This is a genomic window from Rhodococcus sp. 14-2483-1-1 (genome assembly GCF_002259335.1).
In the GTDB taxonomy this organism is placed as follows: Bacteria; Actinomycetota; Actinomycetes; order Mycobacteriales; family Mycobacteriaceae; genus Rhodococcoides.
The window spans coordinates 273,051-290,570 of sequence record NZ_NPFX01000003.1 but is presented as its reverse complement, the minus strand read 5'-3'; the positions used below and the strand labels follow the sequence as shown (position 1 = coordinate 290,570).

General features: G+C 65.5%; 15 protein-coding genes. 13 read left to right on the top strand and 2 right to left on the bottom strand.

What is annotated here, in order from left to right; translation table 11 throughout:
• Positions 1-12: 12 nt before the first annotated feature.
• The 12 genes from CH294_RS03115 to CH294_RS03060 all read left to right on the top strand — a co-directional run bounded on the left by CH294_RS03115 (position 13) and on the right by CH294_RS03060 (position 13,405).
• The gene (locus tag CH294_RS03115) at positions 13-201 is read left to right on the top strand and encodes an antitoxin (protein ID WP_032377365.1); all 189 of its coding nucleotides are present in this window, start codon (positions 13-15) and stop codon (positions 199-201) included.
• 78 nt (positions 202-279) lie between these two features.
• On the top strand, positions 280-1,908 hold the full coding sequence (locus CH294_RS03110; RefSeq protein ID WP_094736958.1) for a Na+/H+ antiporter: 1,629 nt from the start codon (positions 280-282) through the stop codon (positions 1,906-1,908).
• A 28-nt stretch (positions 1,909-1,936) separates the two neighbouring features.
• Positions 1,937-3,118, top strand: coding sequence for an alpha/beta hydrolase (locus CH294_RS03105; RefSeq protein WP_249305010.1), 1,182 nt, complete (start codon positions 1,937-1,939; stop codon positions 3,116-3,118).
• Positions 3,115-4,287 (top strand): histidine kinase, encoded by a 1,173-nt coding sequence (locus CH294_RS03100; protein ID WP_037156002.1) that lies wholly within the window; start codon positions 3,115-3,117, stop codon positions 4,285-4,287. Before CH294_RS03105 ends, CH294_RS03100 begins: the two co-directional genes overlap by 4 nt.
• Positions 4,284-5,084, top strand: a complete 801-nt coding sequence (locus CH294_RS03095; protein ID WP_037155058.1) for a LytTR family DNA-binding domain-containing protein — start codon at positions 4,284-4,286, stop codon at positions 5,082-5,084. The genes CH294_RS03100 and CH294_RS03095 overlap by 4 nt, the downstream gene beginning before the upstream one ends.
• A 67-nt stretch (positions 5,085-5,151) precedes the next feature.
• Positions 5,152-5,457 carry a hypothetical protein gene (locus CH294_RS03090; protein WP_249305017.1) on the top strand — a complete coding sequence of 102 codons (306 nt, stop codon included), beginning with the start codon at positions 5,152-5,154 and terminating at the stop codon, positions 5,455-5,457.
• A gap of 6 nt (positions 5,458-5,463) precedes the next feature.
• On the top strand, positions 5,464-7,206 hold the full coding sequence (locus CH294_RS03085) for a cation acetate symporter (RefSeq protein ID WP_094736956.1): 1,743 nt from the start codon (positions 5,464-5,466) through the stop codon (positions 7,204-7,206).
• Between the two features lie 295 nt (positions 7,207-7,501).
• Positions 7,502-7,801 carry a DUF485 domain-containing protein gene (locus tag CH294_RS03080; protein ID WP_032404916.1) on the top strand — a complete coding sequence of 100 codons (300 nt, stop codon included), beginning with the start codon at positions 7,502-7,504 and terminating at the stop codon, positions 7,799-7,801.
• Positions 7,798-9,429, top strand: coding sequence for a cation acetate symporter (locus CH294_RS03075; protein ID WP_032404359.1), 1,632 nt, complete (start codon positions 7,798-7,800; stop codon positions 9,427-9,429). Before CH294_RS03080 ends, CH294_RS03075 begins: the two co-directional genes overlap by 4 nt.
• Before the next feature lie 83 nt (positions 9,430-9,512).
• Positions 9,513-9,944: an SRPBCC family protein gene (locus tag CH294_RS03070; RefSeq protein ID WP_032377358.1), complete on the top strand. Its 432-nt coding sequence runs from the start codon at positions 9,513-9,515 to the stop codon at positions 9,942-9,944.
• Positions 9,945-10,016: 72 nt separating this feature from the next.
• On the top strand, positions 10,017-11,648 hold the full coding sequence (locus CH294_RS03065; protein ID WP_170944564.1) for a substrate-binding domain-containing protein: 1,632 nt from the start codon (positions 10,017-10,019) through the stop codon (positions 11,646-11,648).
• A 149-nt stretch (positions 11,649-11,797) separates the two neighbouring features.
• Positions 11,798-13,405 carry a substrate-binding domain-containing protein gene (locus CH294_RS03060; RefSeq protein WP_249305008.1) on the top strand — a complete coding sequence of 536 codons (1,608 nt, stop codon included), beginning with the start codon at positions 11,798-11,800 and terminating at the stop codon, positions 13,403-13,405.
• Positions 13,406-13,408: 3 nt separating this feature from the next.
• Here CH294_RS03060 and CH294_RS03055 read toward each other — a convergent pair whose 3' ends face one another.
• Together CH294_RS03055 and CH294_RS03050 are read right to left on the bottom strand one after the other, a co-directional pair.
• A complete protein-coding gene (locus CH294_RS03055) occupies positions 13,409-14,146 on the bottom strand; it encodes an energy-coupling factor transporter transmembrane protein EcfT (RefSeq protein WP_094736954.1) in 738 nt (245 codons plus the stop codon).
• Positions 14,143-16,176, bottom strand: coding sequence for a DUF2232 domain-containing protein (locus CH294_RS03050; RefSeq protein ID WP_170944563.1), 2,034 nt, complete (start codon positions 16,174-16,176; stop codon positions 14,143-14,145). The genes CH294_RS03055 and CH294_RS03050 overlap by 4 nt, the downstream gene beginning before the upstream one ends.
• A 24-nt stretch (positions 16,177-16,200) precedes the next feature.
• Between CH294_RS03050 and CH294_RS03045 the strand changes: the two genes are divergently transcribed.
• Entirely contained in the window at positions 16,201-17,481 is a 1,281-nt protein-coding gene (locus CH294_RS03045; protein WP_094737006.1) for an MFS transporter, read from the top strand.
• Positions 17,482-17,520: the final 39 nt, after the last annotated feature.

The window sequence follows — 17,520 nt, the reverse complement described above, 5'->3', positions numbered from 1 at the left end:
CAGGAGACAGTCATGGGCTTCGCAGACAATCTGAAGGGCATCGTCGACAAGGGCAAGGACCTTGCGGCCGAGAACTCGGACAAGATCGACGACGTCGTCGAGAAGGCGGGGGACTTCATCGACAACAAGACCGGTGGCAAGTACTCCGACAAGATCGACAAGGTTCAGGAAGCAGCCAAGAAGGCAATTCCGGACAAGTAGGACGTACCGGTCGTCCGGAGTTCGTCATAGCGGCCGTCGGTCGCGCCATAGTGTGCGGCTGACGGCACAATCGTCTCGGTGGACGGACCGATTCTTCTTCTCGTAGTCATCTTCGCGATTGCCGTTGCCGGTTTCGCCAAGCGTCTGGACCTTCAGGTCCCGCTCGTTCTGGTCACCGTCGGGTCGATCGCGTCGTTCGTTCCCGGCGTTCCGCATGTGAGTCTCTCGCCTCAGCTGATCCTCGGCGTGGTGCTTCCGCCGCTGCTCTACTCGGCTGCGCTCGATTTCTCGTTCGTCACCTTCCGACGGAACCTCGGCCAGATCCTTCGGCTCGGACTGGTCATGGTGATCGTGACGACGGTCGCCGTCGGCTGGTTCGCGAATCTACTGATTCCCGAACTGACGCTCGGTGCGGCCCTGGTGCTCGGTGCCGTCGTGGCCCCGCCCGATGCGGTGTCTGCGATCGCCGTCGGCCGCAAGCTCGGCCTCCCCGCGAGAATGATGGCCATCCTCACCGGCGAGAGCTTGGTGAACGACGCGGCCGCACTGACCCTGTTCACCCTGGCCGTGGCGTCGGTGACGGGGAGCCGCATCGAACTGGGTTCACCGGTGTTGTACTTCGGCTACGAGATCGTCGGGGGCGTTCTGGTCGGGCTGGTCCTGTCGCGCATCGTCCGGTTCATCCGCAAGCGCATCGCCGACTCGGCCCTCGAGACAGTGCTCGGTCTCGTGCTGCCGTTCGCGGCCTTTCTGGCGGCGGAGGAAATTCATGCCTCCGGTGTCCTGGCCGTTGTCACCGCCGGCTTCGTGTTGGGCCGCATCACCGCAGACGTCTCGGTCACCACTCGGGTGCAGGAACGCCAGGTGTGGCCGACGCTGGATCTGCTCCTGGAGGCGTTCGTGTTCGCCTACATGGGTTTACAGCTGAAATTCGTGATCGAGGAAGTGCAACGCGAGGGTTTGCCGGTCCATCACGTGTTCGGATACGCGCTGGTGGTGCTCGTGGTGGTCATGGCCGTCCGCCCAGCCTGGATTTTCGTCAATTCCGGTCGACACATGTTGTTTCGCAGACTGTTTCGGCGAAAGGCACCACGCGAGACCGGTCTGAGCTGGCAGCAGAACCTGGTGCTCTCGTGGGCAGGCATGCGCGGAGTGGTGACGCTTGCCGCGGCCGCCGGTGTGCCGTTGACGACGGTGGCGGGCGACGAATTCCCCGGTCGCGCAGTGATTCAGGCCGTCGCGTTCGTCGTCGCCGTCGGAACGTTGCTGCTGCAGGGCCTGACGCTTCCGCTGATGATCCGCCGACTCGACGTTGCCGATCCACTCGAGCAGCAACGCACCGACAATCAGCGATTGCTCTCGCAGGCCATCGCCCGCACCGCCGCCGAGACCTACCTCGAGCGTGCTGCGAAGGACGGAATCGCGGGCGTCGACAGTGATCGGGTAGCCGAGGTGATCTCGCGCGTACGCCGTTCGGTGCGGGCACGGTTGGACGCGGACGAGACCGAGGACAGGGAGAAGCGAATCGCGGCGGCCGGAGCGCTGTTCGATACCCTGCGGCACAACGTGCTGGTCGCGCAGCGGGCGGCGCTGGTCGCCGCCCGTGACTCGGGGGAGCTGGACGACGAAGCTCTGCGCGCAGTGTTGAATGGTCTGGACGTGGAAGAGATTGCGGCCGAGGCCCGCATTCAACGACGCACGACGTAGACGAACGCAATGTAGGAGCGCAGAGACAGTGAGGTCGAGCGGGTTGGTGGCGGCCGCGGCCCTCGCGTTCGCTCTGTCCGCCTGCAGCACACCGGCGTCACCGACACAACCGTCCGTCCCGGCTGCGATTGCTGCGCCCGAGGGCTCCGAACGCGGCGCGATCGTGTCGTCGATGCAGCTGGGCCAGGTCGACATCGGCGTCGCGTACCTCGGTGGAACGGCCTTCAAGATCGTCTACCGCACCACCGACGGGGTGAGCGGTGGCGGTACCGAGACGTCGGGAACGGTGTTCGTGCCCAAAGGTTCTGCGCCTCCGGGCGGCTGGCCGATCGTGTCGGTGGGGCACGGCACCACCGGCGTCACCGACGAATGTGCACCCTCGCTCTACCCGAATCTGTTGGGCACCATCGGATTGGTGACGCCGTTCCTCGAGCGCGGCACCGTGGTGGTGGTGACCGACTACCAGGGGCTCGGAACACCCGGGGATCCGGCTTACCTCGACCGAGACGCCGCCGCCTACGACGTCATCGACGCGGTGCGCGCGGCCCGTAACGTGGTGCCCGACGTCGGTACCCGGTGGGGTGCAGTGGGCACTTCCCAAGGTGGGCAAGCGGTCTGGGCAGCTGCCGAGCGCAACGCAGACTACGGCGACGGCTTGCAGTTGGTGGGTGCCGCGGCGCTCTCGCCCACCGCCGATCTGACTCGCATCCTCGCCCCCGAGACCGAACAGACCTTGCCGCGCCAGCTGCTGGTGCCGTATCTGTTCGAGGGTCTGCACGTCGCGGATCCGAGTGCCGAGCGTTCGGACTACATCCGCGGCACGTTCGCCGACAACGTGACCGCACTGACGGCGTGCAGCGATCTGCTCGGCTTCTCCAAGGCCGACGCCGGAGCTGTCATCGACCCGGCCGATGCTCTTCCGGTCACCGAGCAGGCAGCGGATCGGATGACGGACTGGCTCGAATCGGTGGCGCTGCCGACATCTCGCACCGATGTTCCGCTGTTCGTACTGGTCGGCGAGCGCGACGATCTGATCGATCCGCAGTGGACTCGGGATGCCGTTGCGACTGCCTGCGGCATGGGCGACGACATCGAGTTCAGGGCCGAACCGCAACAGGGCCACGCCGAGCTGGCAGCCAACGCCATCGGAGTCGACTGGCTCGTCGAACGATTCCTGAACGTACCGACTTCGGGTACGTGCGTGCGATGACGGCTGCCCTGGCCTGGCTGGCAGTGATCGTGGCGCTGATCGTCACGGTGATCGCAGTCATCAGCCTGCGTGGTCGACGCGATCTGACCACACCGGCCGAACGAGCCGTGCACTCCACCCTGCACACCGCATCCCTGGCGGCCAAGCCCCTGCGTGACGGTCTCGACGCCCGCTCGGCATCGGTCGCGGCACCTCATCTGCGGGTGCTGACCGGGGCGGACGCGCTCGGTATCTGCGATCCCGACGGTTCCCTGCTGGCCTGGGACGGTCCGTGGGACGAGCTGACACCGGCGTTCGTGGAGGCGGCGAAGCGAGCCGTGGACGGGCAGCGGCGAGTGCTGGTGCGCCTTCCGCTCGGTTCGATCCACCCGGTGAAGGCGCTGGTGGCGCAGCCGCTGGTAGTCGACGATTCGCCCGTGGTCGGGGTGTTGGGTGCGGCCATGGTCGACGAGCCGGGGCCGGGCGTGCTCGGTGCCATCGCCGAGGTCGCGCGTTACGCGTGCGGGCAGATCGAGCTCGCCGAACTCGATGCGTCGAGGGCTCGGTTGGACCGCGCCGAGGTGCGGGCGCTCCGAGCGCAGATCAGCCCGCACTTCATCTACAACGCACTGGGCACCATCGCGTCGTTCGTCCGTACCGATCCGGATCGGGCCCGCGAACTGGTGCTCGAGTTCGCCGATTTCACTCGATATTCGTTCCGCAATGCCGGCGAATTCACCGTCCTCGCGGACGAGCTTCGCAACATCGACAGGTATCTGACGCTCGAGCGCGCTCGCTTCGGTGATTCGTTGCAGGTCTCGTTGCAGGTCGCGCCCGAGGTGTTGGGGGTTGCGCTGCCGTTCCTCGCGCTCCAGCCGCTCGTCGAGAACGCCGTCCGGCACGGCCTGTCGGGCAAGGCCGACGGCGGCCGCGTGACGATCATCGCGGCCGACGAGGGCACCGATGCGGTGATCAGCATCGAGGACGACGGCGTGGGGATGGACCCCGAGGTGCTGCGGTCGGGCAGCCTGCACACCGAGGACGCGGCCCATGTCGGATTGGCGAACGTGGACGATCGGCTGCGGGCGGCCTTCGGAAACGACTACGGTCTCGTCGTGGACACCGCACCGGGCGCAGGCACCAAGGTGAGCATGCGCGTGCCGAAATTCAGGCCGGGTGTGCGGGCATGACGCAGGCCGGAACCTCGAGCGGGCGCGGATTGGTCGTGCTCGCGGTGGACGACGAGCGCCCCGCGCTGGACGAGCTCGCCTTCCTGCTTCGCGAGCAGGACGCCGTCTCCGAGGTGTTCACCGCGCAGGACGCGACCACCGCGCTCCGGCAGCTCCAGCAGAGCTCCGCGCAACCGGTAGTCGATGCCGTGTTCCTCGACATCAACATGCCCGGCCTCGACGGACTCGAACTGGCCGGCATCCTGTCGGCCTTCGCGCGGCCACCCGCCGTCGTGTTCGTCACCGCCCACGACGATCGGGCACTCGCCGCATACGATCTGGGTGCCGTGGACTATCTGCTCAAGCCACTGCGCGAGGATCGGCTCGCCGAGGCCGTTCGACGCGTCCTGGTTGCCCGCCGTCGACCGGCGCAGGCCGCCGACACCTCCGCCGACGAAGTGATTCCGGTCGAACTCGGCGGAACCACCACGTTGGTGCACCGGTCCTCGGTCGCATGGGTCGAGGCCGACGGTGACTACGCCAGATTGCATACCGGTACCGGCTCGCACCTTGTGCGGATACCGATCTCGGCACTCGAAAGTCGCTGGGCCGATGCGGGATTCCTGCGGGTGCACCGCTCCTATCTGGTCTCGCTGCGGCTGGTGACGGGAATCCGCAGCGTCGGTTCGGGTCTGGTGGTGTGCTTGCGGGGCAGTGGCGATCTGGCCGCCTGCGAGTTGCCGGTGAGCCGCAGGCACGCCAGGGAGCTCAAGGACAGACTGGTCCGCGGGCCGCTGCAATCGTGGTCGTCGCGATGATCAGGGGTGCGCGGTGAGCCAGCCGCATCGGCAACGCGTCGTACTCTCGCAACGTCGCGGTGCACGGATGGTGCGCACCCGCGTAGAAGTGCAGGAGCAAACCGAGGTGGGCGACGCCCTGGTTCGTAGTCTCGTTCGTGCCCAACTGCTGCTGTCGGTGCGGTTGGCGGTGATGACGCTGTCGATACTGTTCGCAATCCCGTTGTCCGGCTTGCTGCTCGAGCGTTTCACCGATGTCGCCCCGCTGGGTATCGGGTTGCCGTGGTTGGTGCTGGGGGTGGCAATTTATCCGCTGCTCTTCGGGGTCGGCTGGGCGTACGTGCGCCGGGCCGAGCGCAACGAGACGGAGTTCGTCGATCTGGTCGAGGACTAGGCTTCGGTGAACCAGTCCATTCCCGTCGCAACGGTGATCGCGCTGCTCCTGGCAGCCGCGGCCACCGTGGGCATCGGCGTCTACGGAGTTCGGTTGGCCCGCACCACCTCGGACTTTCTGGTGGCCTCGCGTTCGGTCGGGCCGCGGTGGAACGCCGCGGCCATCAGTGGTGAATATCTTTCTGCTGCATCGTTTCTCGGCGTCGCCGGTCTCGTAGCCAAATACGGTGCCGATGCGCTGTGGTATCCCGTGGGCTTCACCGCGGGTTACCTGGGTCTTTTGCTGTTCGTCGCCGCGCCCCTGCGCCGGAGTGGCGCGTACACGGTGCCGGATTTCGTCGAGTTCCGGCTCGGTGCACCATGGTTGCGCACCGTGGCCATGTTGGTGGTGGTGGTCATCTGCGCGCTGTATCTGGTGCCGCAGTTCCAGGGCGCAGGCTTGACCCTGAACATCCTCCTCGGAGTACCGGGTTGGGTCGGGGCCCTGGCTGTCGGGCTCATCGTCATCGCCAACGTCGTCGGCGGCGGAATGCGCTCGATCACCTTCGTGCAGGCGTTCCAGTACTGGCTCAAGCTCACCGCGATCGCGATCCCGGCACTGGTGTTGGCCGTGTACTTCTTCGCCGACGACCGCAGCGTCGGCAGCCCGGCCCCACCGACCGTGTCCGAGCAGACCGTGGTCGACATCACCACCGATGTTCTCGTACAGGTGGATTCACCGATCGTCGTATCCGTGGCCGGCACCCTCGACGACGAGAGCGTCGACGGCCGAGTGCGTCTCGAGGCAGGCGAACACGAACTGGGATCGGGCACTGTGCTCACGTTGGACGCAGGCTCGCCCGTCCCTGTGGTGGCGGGAGCGCCGACCACCGACAGGGCATGGGCGATGCCCGGCGGAGGACTGGGCGGCGCGCACCCGCTGTATCAGGTGTATTCGCTGATTCTGGCCACGTTCCTCGGAACCCTCGGACTGCCGCACGTGCTGGTGCGGTTCTACACCAACCCGGACGGCCGAGCCGCGCGACTCACCTCGTTGACCGTCCTGGCGTTGCTCGGCATGTTCTACCTGTTCCCGACGGTGCTCGGCGTCTTCGCTCGCCTGTACGTACCGCAACTGCTCATCACCGGGGCATCGGACGCCGCGGTACTGCTGTTGCCCGGCTCCGTGCTGTCCGGAATTCCAGGGCAGTTGCTCGCCGCTCTCGTGGCCGCCGGTGCCATCGCGGCGTTCCTGTCGACCTCGTCCGGTCTGTTGGTCAGCATCGCCGGAGTGTTGAGTACCGATGTGCTCTCGGGCAAAGTGCGAGACTTCCGCGTCGCCTCGGTACTTGCCGGCGCTGTACCGCTCGCCCTGTCGATCGGCGTTGTCTCACTCGACCTCTCACGCACCGTCGGGCTCGTGTTCGCGGTTGCCGCATCCACCCTGTGCCCCCTGCTGGTGCTGGGCATCTGGTGGCGCGGACTCACGGCAGCGGGAGCCGCGACCGGTCTGTTCCTCGGCGGTGGTATCTCCCTCGTGGCCGCGTCGATCTCCGTCGTCACCCCCATCTCCGACGGCATCCTCGGCGGGTGGGCGGCAGCGATACTCGGCTATCCGGCCGCAGTCAGCGTTCCCGTCGCCTTCGCCGCGATGATCGTCGTCAGCCTCGCCACCCGAAAAACGGTGCCGTCGGACATCTCCCGCATCTTCGCCCGTCTGCACCTGCCCGAGGGCCTCGACATGGGCAAAGACCGAGAGCGCGAACTGTAACTGCGTCTTCGGGTCGTTCCGCAGGCTCCACTCCACTCGTTGGGTCATTCCGCAGGCTCCACTCCACTCGTTGGGTCATTCCGCAGGCTCCACTCCCGCCGCCGCCGCTCATCTGCCATTCTCGACCGCTCGTCGCACACTCCCGCAGCCCGCCGTGTGATCGATGCCACCTCCTGATTTTGTGACCTGACTCTCATTACTGTTCCGGTTCAGCTAGAGCTCACATCTACTTCAGGAGTCCAAGGTGACCGCACCGGAAACCAATTCGCCACCGGACGCGCAAGCGTTCGTCGACATGCAAGCCAGTCCCGAGTTCCAGGAACTCCGACACCGCCTGCGTAGCTTCGTGTTCCCGATGGCCGGGTTCTTCCTGGTCTGGTACGTCATCTACGTGCTGCTGAGCACCTACGCCGTCGACTTCATGTCGACCAAGGTGTGGGGCAACATCAACGTCGGTCTGCTGCTCGGCCTCGGCCAGTTCGTCACCACGTTCGCTATCACTGGCATCTACGTGAAGTTCGCCAACCGTGAACTCGATCCTCGCGCCGCAGCCTTGCGCGCCGAGATGGAAGCCTCCCAGGGAGCGAAGCGATGAATCTCGCGCAAGCAGCAAGCACCACCGTCGGCGAGCCACTCGTCAACATCGCGATCTTCGGCGCGTTCGTCCTCATCACGATGGCCGTCGTCATTCGCGCATCGAAGAAGAACGCGACCTCTGCAGAGTTCTTCACCGCAGGTGGCGGGTTCTCCGGACCTCAGAACGGCGTCGCCATCGCGGGCGACTACCTCTCGGCGGCAAGCTTTCTCGGTATCGCCGGTGCCATCGCGGTGTACGGCTACGACGGCTTCCTGTACTCCATCGGCTTCCTCGTCGCCTGGCTCGTCGCCCTGCTCCTGGTCGCCGAGTTGCTGAGGAACACCGGCAAATTCACCATGGCGGACGTGCTGAGCTTCCGGCTCAAGCAAGGCCCGGTCCGCACCGCGGCCGCGTTGTCCACCTTGACCGTCTCGCTGTTCTACCTGCTCGCACAGATGGCAGGAGCAGGCGGACTCGTCGCATTGCTACTCGACATCTCCGACCGCACCGGGCAGTCCATCGTCATCGCCATCGTCGGTGTGCTGATGATCGCGTACGTGCTCATCGGCGGCATGAAGGGCACCACCTGGGTGCAGATCATCAAGGCCGTTCTGCTCATCGCCGGTGCCGCATTCATGACGGTCCTCGTGCTCGCCAAGTTCGGCCTGAACTTCTCCGAGCTGCTCGGTAGCGCACAGGCCATGGTGTCCTCGTCGGCAAGCGACGCCGTCGCAGCGCGTGATGTCATCGAGCCCGGCGCCCAGTACGGCGGCAGTGCCACCTCCAAGATCAACTTCCTCTCGCTCGGCATCGCACTCGTGCTCGGCACTGCGGGTCTGCCGCACGTGCTGATGCGCTTCTACACGGTGCCCACCGCCAAGGAAGCTCGTCGCAGCGTCGTGTGGGCCATCGCGCTCATCGGTGCGTTCTACCTGTTCACCCTGGTGCTCGGCTACGGTGCCGCAGCGATCGTCGGACCCGACCGCATCCTGGCCTCGGCCGGCGGTCAGAACTCCGCGGCTCCGCTGTTGGCCTTCGAGCTCGGCGGCGTCATTCTGCTCGGCGTCATCTCGGCGGTCGCCTTCGCGACCATCCTCGCCGTGGTCGCCGGTTTGACCATCACCGCGTCGGCGTCGTTCGCTCACGACATCTATGCGAGCGTCATCAAGAAGGGCAAGGTCGACGACGCCAAGCAGGTCAAGGTCTCGCGCATCACGGCCGTCGTCATCGGCATCCTGGCCATCGGCCTCGGCATCCTCGCCAACGGGCAGAACATCGCCTTCCTGGTGGCACTCGCGTTCGCTGTCGCGGCGGCCGCGAACCTGCCGACCATCCTGTACTCGCTGTTCTGGCGTCGCTTCACCACCACCGGCGCACTGTTCAGCATGTACGGAGGCCTGATCTCGACGATCGTGCTGATCGTCTTCTCCCCGGCCGTCTCCGGATCGCCGACGTCGATGATTCCCGGCTCGGACTTCGCCTGGTTCCCGCTCTCCAATCCGGGCATCGTGTCGATCCCGCTGGCATTCATCCTCGGCATCGTCGGAACTCTGATCTCGAAGGACACCGAGAACACCGACAAGCAGGCCGAAATGGAGGTTCGCTCCCTCACCGGCATCGGTGCGGAGAAGGCCAGCGCGCACTAGTACACCTGTAGACGCGTCGAGAAGTGCCCGTGTGAGCAAGGCCTCACACGGGCACTTCTCGTTCAGCGGTTACCATCCCTGCTGTGGCCAAGCTGAAGGTTTCCCTCGACGTCCCACTGACCCCCGAGCAGACGTGGGAGCACGCGTCCGATCTGTCCGGATACGAGCAATGGCTCTCCATCCACGAAGCGTGGCGGGGGGAGCTGCCCGAGCAGCTGGCCGTCGGCACCACTCTGGACTCCATCGCCAGCGTGAAAGGCATGCGCAACCGGGTGTCCTGGAAGATCGAGTCCTACGATCCGCCCAAGAAGCTCGAGCTCAAGGGCAACGGCAAGGGCGGAGTCAAAATCGGATTGAACATGTCCGTGAAATCCAAGGGCGACGGTTCCGAGATCACCATCGACATCAACCTGGGCGGTGCACCGCTGTTCGGTCCGATCGGTTCCGGCGTGGCCCGTGCACTCAAGGGCGACATCGAGAACTCGTTGAAGACGTTCGTCAAGATCTACGCCTGACGTAGTATCTGGCGAACCGAACGGCGGGGCGGACGAACTTCTCCCTCTCGCTCGCTACGGAGAGGTCATGTCATGCCCGGTAGGCACAGTGCTTCGTCGTCCACGACGAGCAGTAGAGGAGTGGTGAAGTACGGCGTCATTGCCGTCGCGCTCCTCGTCGTGGTCGCAGGCGGCGTGGTCGTTGCACAGAAGGCCTTCGGTTCCGAATGCGGCGACCCCGCGTCCTACTCGCTGGCCGCGGATCCCGCGATCGCGCCGGTGCTGCAGAAGATCGTCGATGGCACGTCCGCAGAGGAACTGGATTGCGCTCGGATCGACGTGACCGCGAGCGAATCGGGTCAGGTCTCGGCCGCGGTGGCCAAGGGTGCCGATGTTCCCTCTCTCTGGATTCCGGATTCGTCACTGTGGGTCGGCAAGACCGTCCGGTCCACCGCATCGCTGATCGACCTCGCGAGTCAGTCGGTGGCCAGTACCCCCGCTGTGCTCGCTGCCCGCAAGGACGAGGTGCCGTTCTTCGACACGTGGCTCACTGCCCTCAAACTCGAAGGTCTGCGTATCGGAAACCCGTTGACCAACACCATGTCCGACGCGGCGATCCTCGGCGCGGTGGCCGAGGCCGGATCGGACGAGAAGGCCCTCGACTCGGTCTCGGCGGCGCTCGTTCCCATCGCACAGGCTCAGGCTGCCACCCGCGGTGAGGCCGATCCGAATGCTCGTCTGGACGACGTGGTCGCCGACGGCGGAGTTGCCGTGGTCTCGGAGCAGACCTTCCTGCAGTACCAGATAGACAACGACAACGATCTCGGCGCGACGGTACCGCCGACGGGCAGCATCTTCCTGAACTTTCCGTTGGCCGTGACCGAGCCTGCAGGCGACCGACACGAGGCCGCGAAGTCCGTCGGGACGGCTTTGGCGGCGGCCATCGAATCCGAGCAGGGCCAACAGGCGTTGTCCGAGGCCGGTTTCCGCTCCGCGGACAATGCAGTGTTGGATTCCGATCGTGGGATCGGGGAGGTGACGGCTCTGACGATTGCCGATCAGCAGGCCGCCGAGTCGACGCTGAAGCAGTATCAGGTGCTGGCGCTTCCCTCGCGGGCACTGGTGATGGAAGACGTCTCCGGATCGATGAACTACAGCGCCGGTGCGAACACGCGCATCGCCATGACGGTGCAGGCCAGCGAGACCGGCAATCGCCTGTTCCCCGACAACGCGTCGATGGGCTTGTGGGCATTTTCGATCGGACTCGGCGGCGGCAGCCAGGATTACAAAGAGCTGGCACCGATCCGGCGCATGGACGAGAAGGTAGGCAACACCACTCAGCGCGAGGTGCTGCTGCAGCAGACTCGAACCCTTCCGTCGCTGGTCGGGGGCGGTACCGGCCTCTACGACACCACATTGGCTGCGTTCCGCACCGTGCAGGAGGGGTACGACCCCGATGCCGTGAACAGTGTCATCATCCTCACCGACGGCACCAACGAGGATCCAGACAGCATCTCGCTCGACGAGCTGTTGTCGACCCTGCGCACCGAGCAGGACCCGTCCAAGCCGGTCGTCATCGTCACCATCGGCATCACCGACGACGCCGATGCCGGTGTGCTGCAGCAAATTTCAGCTGCGACCGGTGGTTCGAGCTTTGTTGCTCGAAATCCGGCCGAAATCCCGAATGTCTTCGTGAATGCGCTGAGGAGCCGTTCCGGTCGGTGACGGGAGCGGCTATGATGTGCGCCGCGTGCTCTCCGTCACCTGGGGTAGTGCGGAGTAACCGTGGCGCAGAGGCGTGTCGGGGGTCGAAGTAGGGGGCGAAGTCGATGTCGGGACGTCACAGCGGCAGCAGTCGTAGGTTCAGTCCTGTCGTGACCTGGGGCGCAGCGGCGCTCGCGGTAGTAGTGGTCGCGGCGGGCGGCTGGTTCGGCGTCCAGGCCGTCCGTGCATCCGGTGCGGATTCCTGCGATTCCCTCGACACCGTCTCGCTCGCGGTGGACGCCTCCATCGCCGAGCCGGTGCAGCAGATCGTCTCTCGGGCCGGCGAGTTCGATCGTGGGTGCGTGAACTTCGATGTCCGCTCCGAGCGTCCCACCGATACTGCGACGGAGATCGCGGGCACCGAGAATCGCCCGGACCTGTGGATCCCGGATTCGACGCTGTGGCTGCTCAAGACCCTGCGTTCGACCGGTGCTCTGCCCGAGCTGGCCAAGACGTCCGTCGCGAACACGCTTCCCGTTCTGGTCTCGAAATCCGATGCGGTGCCGGTCGCCGATACCTGGCTCAGCGTGTTGCAACTTCCCGGGCAGCGCATCGGAGACCCCCTCACCAGCAGTGCGTCGAACGCAGCCATTCTCGGCGCGCTTGCCGAATCCGAGGTCGCGATCTCGGATGCCAAGGCCGTATCCGCAGCGTTGGTACCCATGGCGCAGGACTTCGGACGGATTGCCGACGCTCCCCACGGCACCCCGGATCTGGTGGCCCAGGTGGCCGCCGAGGGCGGCACCAGCGTGGCAACCGAACAGGCGTTGCTCGCCTACGAGGCGGACAACCCGGGCGCGGAGCTCACCGAGTCGGTTCCGCCGACCGGCAGCTACTTCCTCAACTATCCGTTGGCGGTGACCGCTCCGGCCGGGCCCGACTACGACCGTGTCAAGGAAGCCGGAGCGGCATTGGCCTCGGTCCTGGCCACCCAGTCGGCCACCGACACGCTTGTCGCGGCCGGCTTCCGTACCGCGAGCGGCACCCCGCTGCCCGACGGCAAGGGTGTCGGATCCGTTGCCTCGCTGGAGATCAAGAACCCCCTGTCCATCGAGACGACACTGCGAGATTGGGCCGTACTCGCGCTGCCGTTGCGCACCCTCGTCGTCGAGGACGTATCCGGTTCGATGGCCGCGAAATCGGGTGACTCGACTCGTATCGCGTTGACTGTCGATGCATCGGTCGGTGCCAACGACCTGTTCAGTGACCAGACCCAGATGGGTCTGTGGGCTTTCTCGATCGGACTCGGTGGTGGGAAACAGGATTATCGAGAACTGGTGCCGCTCGGTCCGGTGAGCAACACGGTCGACGGTAAGCCGCAGCGCCAGGCGATCCTCGACTCCATTCGTGGTCTACCTGCTCTGGTCGGAGGCGGAACCGGGCTGTACGACACCACTCTGGCCGCATTCCGCCGGGTCAAGGAGGGCTACGACCCGAACTACGTCAACAGCGTCATCATCCTGACCGACGGAGCCAACGAAGACGACGGCAGCATTTCGCTGGATCAGCTGCTGGCAGCGCTGCAGAAGGAACAAGATCCCGTTCGGCCCATCGTCATCGTTACCGTCGGCGTCACCAGTGATGCAGACCCCGTTGCGCTGCAACAGATTTCAGCGGTCACGGGTGGAACGAGCTACATCGCCGAGGATCCGCGAGACATCCCCGATGTGTTCGTGAAGGCTTTGAACTCTCGCACCGAGCGCCTCGCAGGCGAATAGCCTTCACCCCACCAGGAAGCTGATGGCGATCGCTGCGGCGCAGGCCACCGTCACCACGGCCAGCGTCAGCGCGTCCGAGGCCTTGAATCGAGAGTCGGTGGCGGTGATCATCCCGGTGCCGCCGCGAGCGGTGATGGCCGTACCCATCTCGTCGGCCCGTCGGATGGCCACCGACATGACCGTTGTGACGATGTCGACCAGCGAATTGTCCGAGGCGCTGTTCACAACGGGCTTGGGGCGAAGGCGTCGGGCCGCGTTGAGGGTACGCATCTCTTCGATCAACAGCGGAAGCGATCGCAGGCTCAACGCCACGGCGATCGCCCACTCGTCGACCGGCAGTTTCAGCTTCTTCAACGGTACGCCGAGTTTCGATACGGCCGGGGCTATGTCACTCATCGAGGTGGTCCAGCCGATCATCATCGAGGCACCGAGCAGCACGAAGACGAAGAGCGTCGCACGCAGGTACACCAGCACTGCTGCGCTGCCGATCGGCAGATTGATCAAGGCTCCGACGCCGAACAATGCCCAGATCCACCACGGTGGACGCGGCAGCGCCGTGATCGGAACGTGCGCAATGATCGCGGCGATCACCAACAGTCCGAACACGATTCCGAGCGCGGGCCACGTCGGTGCCACCACGAGAGTGACACTGAGGAGCAGGACGACAACGAGTTTGGTGCCGGCCCACAGCCGATGGATCGGCGAGAGCCGGGGGACCTGACGCAGTACGACGGTGGTCACGAGGGCACACTCCCCAGGATCGAGTCGGAGACGATGTGGCCGTCGGACATCGTGATGGTGCGGCTGCAGACGGTGTCCATGCCGTCCACATCGTGTGAGATGACGACGATCCCGACGCCGCGTTCACGTAGTCCGGCGAGAACGCCGATGATGTCGTCGCGTCCGGGTGGATCGAGGCCGGCAAGAGGCTCGTCGAGAACCAGCACGCGAGGCCGACGCGCAATGAGCCCGGCCAGCACGACGCGTCGCATCTGACCACCGCTCAGCGAATCGATCTCGCGGGCGGCGAGAGACCTGTCGAGGCCGACCGCATCCATGGCGGCCGAGACTGTGGCAGAACCGGTTTCGGGCCCGGCTGCCGCGGCGATGTCCTCGGAGACGGTGCGACGCTGCAACTGCAGGCGGGAATGCTGAAATGCCAGTCCGACGTCGCCCACCCGGGTGGTCATGGCCTTGCCGTCGAGCTGCGCGGTGCCCTTCGTCGGGCCGGTGAGTCCGGCCATGATCCAGGCGAGAGTGGACTTACCCGAGCCGTTTCCGCCGAGAACGAGAACTCCTTCACCACGCTTGACGGTGATGTCGATCCCGTTCAGTGCGGCCTGCGCCCAGGGAGTTCGACGGTTGTAGGTGTGTCGAACGTCTGACACTTCGAGCAGGCGCTGGCTCGAATTGTCGTGCAGTACAGCAGAATTTGCAGTATTCGGTTGCATCCACCCCGAGTCGTGCTGTACCTGATACCCCTCGTGCAGATGCACGACGCGATCTGCGGCAACGGTTTCCGAGACATGATGGGTGACGAGCACGACCGACATGCCGTGTCTGCGAGGTAGTTCGGCAAGGAGCGAGACCAGATGCTCGCGGCCGGCAGCGTCGATCATGGCGGTTGCTTCATCCGCGATGAGCAGGGCGGGCCGGCGGGCCAGGGCGGCGGCCACGGCCAGGCGCTGCATCTCGCCGCCGGACAGGGATGCGGTGTCGCGGGCACCCATGCCGCCGAGACCCACCTCGTCGAGCAGGGCGTCGACGTCGGGACGGGAGTCGCCGGGCGGCAGACCCCACACCACGTCGTCGGCGACGCGAGTGCCCAGGATCTGGCTCTCGGGTCGCTGCAGAACCATTGCGGTGCCACCGTACCGGCCGAGTCCGGTTGCGCCGGGCCTGTTCACGGTGCCTTCCGACGGTTCCAGGCCGGCGAGGATCCTCGTCAGTGTCGATTTGCCGGAGCCGTTGTGGCCGACGATCGCGACGAATTCACCCTGTCCGATGTGGAGTTCGACTCCGGTCAACGCAGCCGTGGCACTTCCCGGGTACCGATATCCGACCGAGGTGAGGGTTACCGGCAGTGGTCCGATCTCCTCGTCGTCCGTGCTCGAGACCAGTGCCTCGGGAGTGGGGATGGTGGAGAGACGGTCGAGGATGGCGGTGAGGATCAGCCAGGCGAACAGCGTTCCGGTGACGATCCCGAACGCGATCGAACCGCCGACCCACCACCACCAGTTGTCGAGCACCGCGGTGGCGCTGCTGCGGAGCACATCGGCGGCACCTTGCAAGGCCGACGTGCGCTCGAGCAACCTGGACACTCCTTCCAGGGTGTTGCGGAGGGTGTCGAGGAACAACGTGCGTAGCGGAACAAGGATCAGGAGCAGCAACACCGTCAGTGCCCCGAGCGCAGGCCCGACGACCATCGAGGTGACCAGTACGCCGAACAGTCCTTGCTTCTTGCGCTTCGCCCGCCCGACCAGGCCGCCCAACAGCGCGGCGCTGGCCACGGTGAGGGCCGTCTGAGTACCGGCGGCGACGAATCCGACGAGGGTGCCTGCTACCGCAGCGGTGAGAAGCGCGCGCGTCCGATACCGAAGCGCGACCACCGACATGGGAATGGCCGCGACGACCTGAAGAATCGTTGCCATGGGCACGAGCACACCGATCACCGTCAACGCGACAGTGAAGCTGCTCATGACCGCGGCGGTTGCCAATTCCTGAGGACCGAGGGGCCCTGACTTCGGAGTGCGAGGAGAACTGACGGTCACCGCTCCAGTGTGCCAGCTCAGCTGATGCACACTGTCTGGGTGACTTCCGAGATCGGGACCCGCAGGCGGATTCATCCGGCGTGGATCGTCGCGGCCGTGGCATTCCTTGCCCTTGTCGGTGCAGCGGGCTTCCGGGCGGCACCGAGCGTGTTGATGGTGCCGTTGCAGGAGGAGTTCGGTTGGCCGCGGTCGATGCTGTCGCTGGCGGTGGGCGTCAACCTGGTGTTGTTCGGTCTGACGGCTCCGTTCGCCGCAGCCTTGATGGACCGCTTCGGAATCCGGGCGGTGACGTCGGTTGCGTTGACGATCGTCGCGGCAGGCAGTGCTCTCAGTGTCTTCGTCACCCAGGCGTGGCAGTTGGTGTTGACCTGGGGCGTCATGATCGGTCTCGGCACCGGATCGATGGCTCTGGTCTTTGCGGCGGTGGTGACCAATCGGTGGTTCGTGCGGCGTCGTGGCCTCGTGTCGGGCATCTTGACGGCAGGCAGCGCGACGGGGCAGCTGATCTTCCTGCCCGCGATCGCTCAACTCGTCGACAGGTCCGGTTGGCGGGCCGCGTCGTTCCTCATCGCGGGTGGCTCGCTGATCGTGGTCCCTTTCGTGCTGCGGTGGCTGCGAAACATGCCCGCGGACGTCGGGGTGACACCGTACGGAGCGCCGGAGGGCTACACGGCGGTGGTTGCGGACTCGACAGTGAACCCTGCCAGGGCCGCGATACAGGCGTTGCGTGATGCGAGCCGCGTTCGTACGTTCTGGGCTCTGGTTCTGGGCTTCGCGATCTGTGGCGCGACGACGAACGGGCTCATCGGAACTCACTTCATCCCATCCGCACACGACCATGGAATGCACGAAACCACCGCAGCGGGACTGCTGGCGGTGGTGGGAATCTTCGACATCGTCGGGACGATCGGATCGGGGTGGCTCACCGACCGCGTCGACCCGCGTTACCTACTGGCGGCGTACTACGGATTTCGTGGTGTATCGCTGCTGTTCCTGCCGTGGTTGCTGTCCGCGACCATCCAGCCGTCGATCGTGATCTTCGTGGTGATCTACGGATTGGATTGGGTGGCAACGGTTCCGCCCACGATTGCGCTGTGTCGAGAGGTCTTCGGCGATCGAGGCTCACTGGTGTTCGGCTGGGTGTTCGCCTCACATCAGATCGGTGCCGGTATCGCATCGGTCGTCGCAGGCGTGGTGCGAGACGCCACCGGCGCGTACACGATGGCGTGGTTCGGTGCGGCCGGCCTCTGTGCGGTTGCTGCCGTGGTGAGCGTGAGAACAGGAAAGCGCGGAAAGCCCTCGTAAAGGGGCTTTCCGCGCTCAGGCTGGGATTCTTACGTGCTC

Coding starts and splice junctions, on each gene's coding strand:
- CH294_RS03115 (WP_032377365.1), top strand. CDS start 13: ATGGGCTTCGCAGACAATCTGAAGGGCATCGTCGACAAGGGCAAGGAC.
- CH294_RS03100 (WP_037156002.1), top strand. CDS start 3,115: ATGACGGCTGCCCTGGCCTGGCTGGCAGTGATCGTGGCGCTGATCGTC.
- CH294_RS03095 (WP_037155058.1), top strand. CDS start 4,284: ATGACGCAGGCCGGAACCTCGAGCGGGCGCGGATTGGTCGTGCTCGCG.
- CH294_RS03090 (WP_249305017.1), top strand. CDS start 5,152: ATGGTGCGCACCCGCGTAGAAGTGCAGGAGCAAACCGAGGTGGGCGAC.
- CH294_RS03080 (WP_032404916.1), top strand. CDS start 7,502: ATGCAAGCCAGTCCCGAGTTCCAGGAACTCCGACACCGCCTGCGTAGC.
- CH294_RS03075 (WP_032404359.1), top strand. CDS start 7,798: ATGAATCTCGCGCAAGCAGCAAGCACCACCGTCGGCGAGCCACTCGTC.
- CH294_RS03065 (WP_170944564.1), top strand. CDS start 10,017: ATGCCCGGTAGGCACAGTGCTTCGTCGTCCACGACGAGCAGTAGAGGA.
- CH294_RS03045 (WP_094737006.1), top strand. CDS start 16,201: ATGCACACTGTCTGGGTGACTTCCGAGATCGGGACCCGCAGGCGGATT.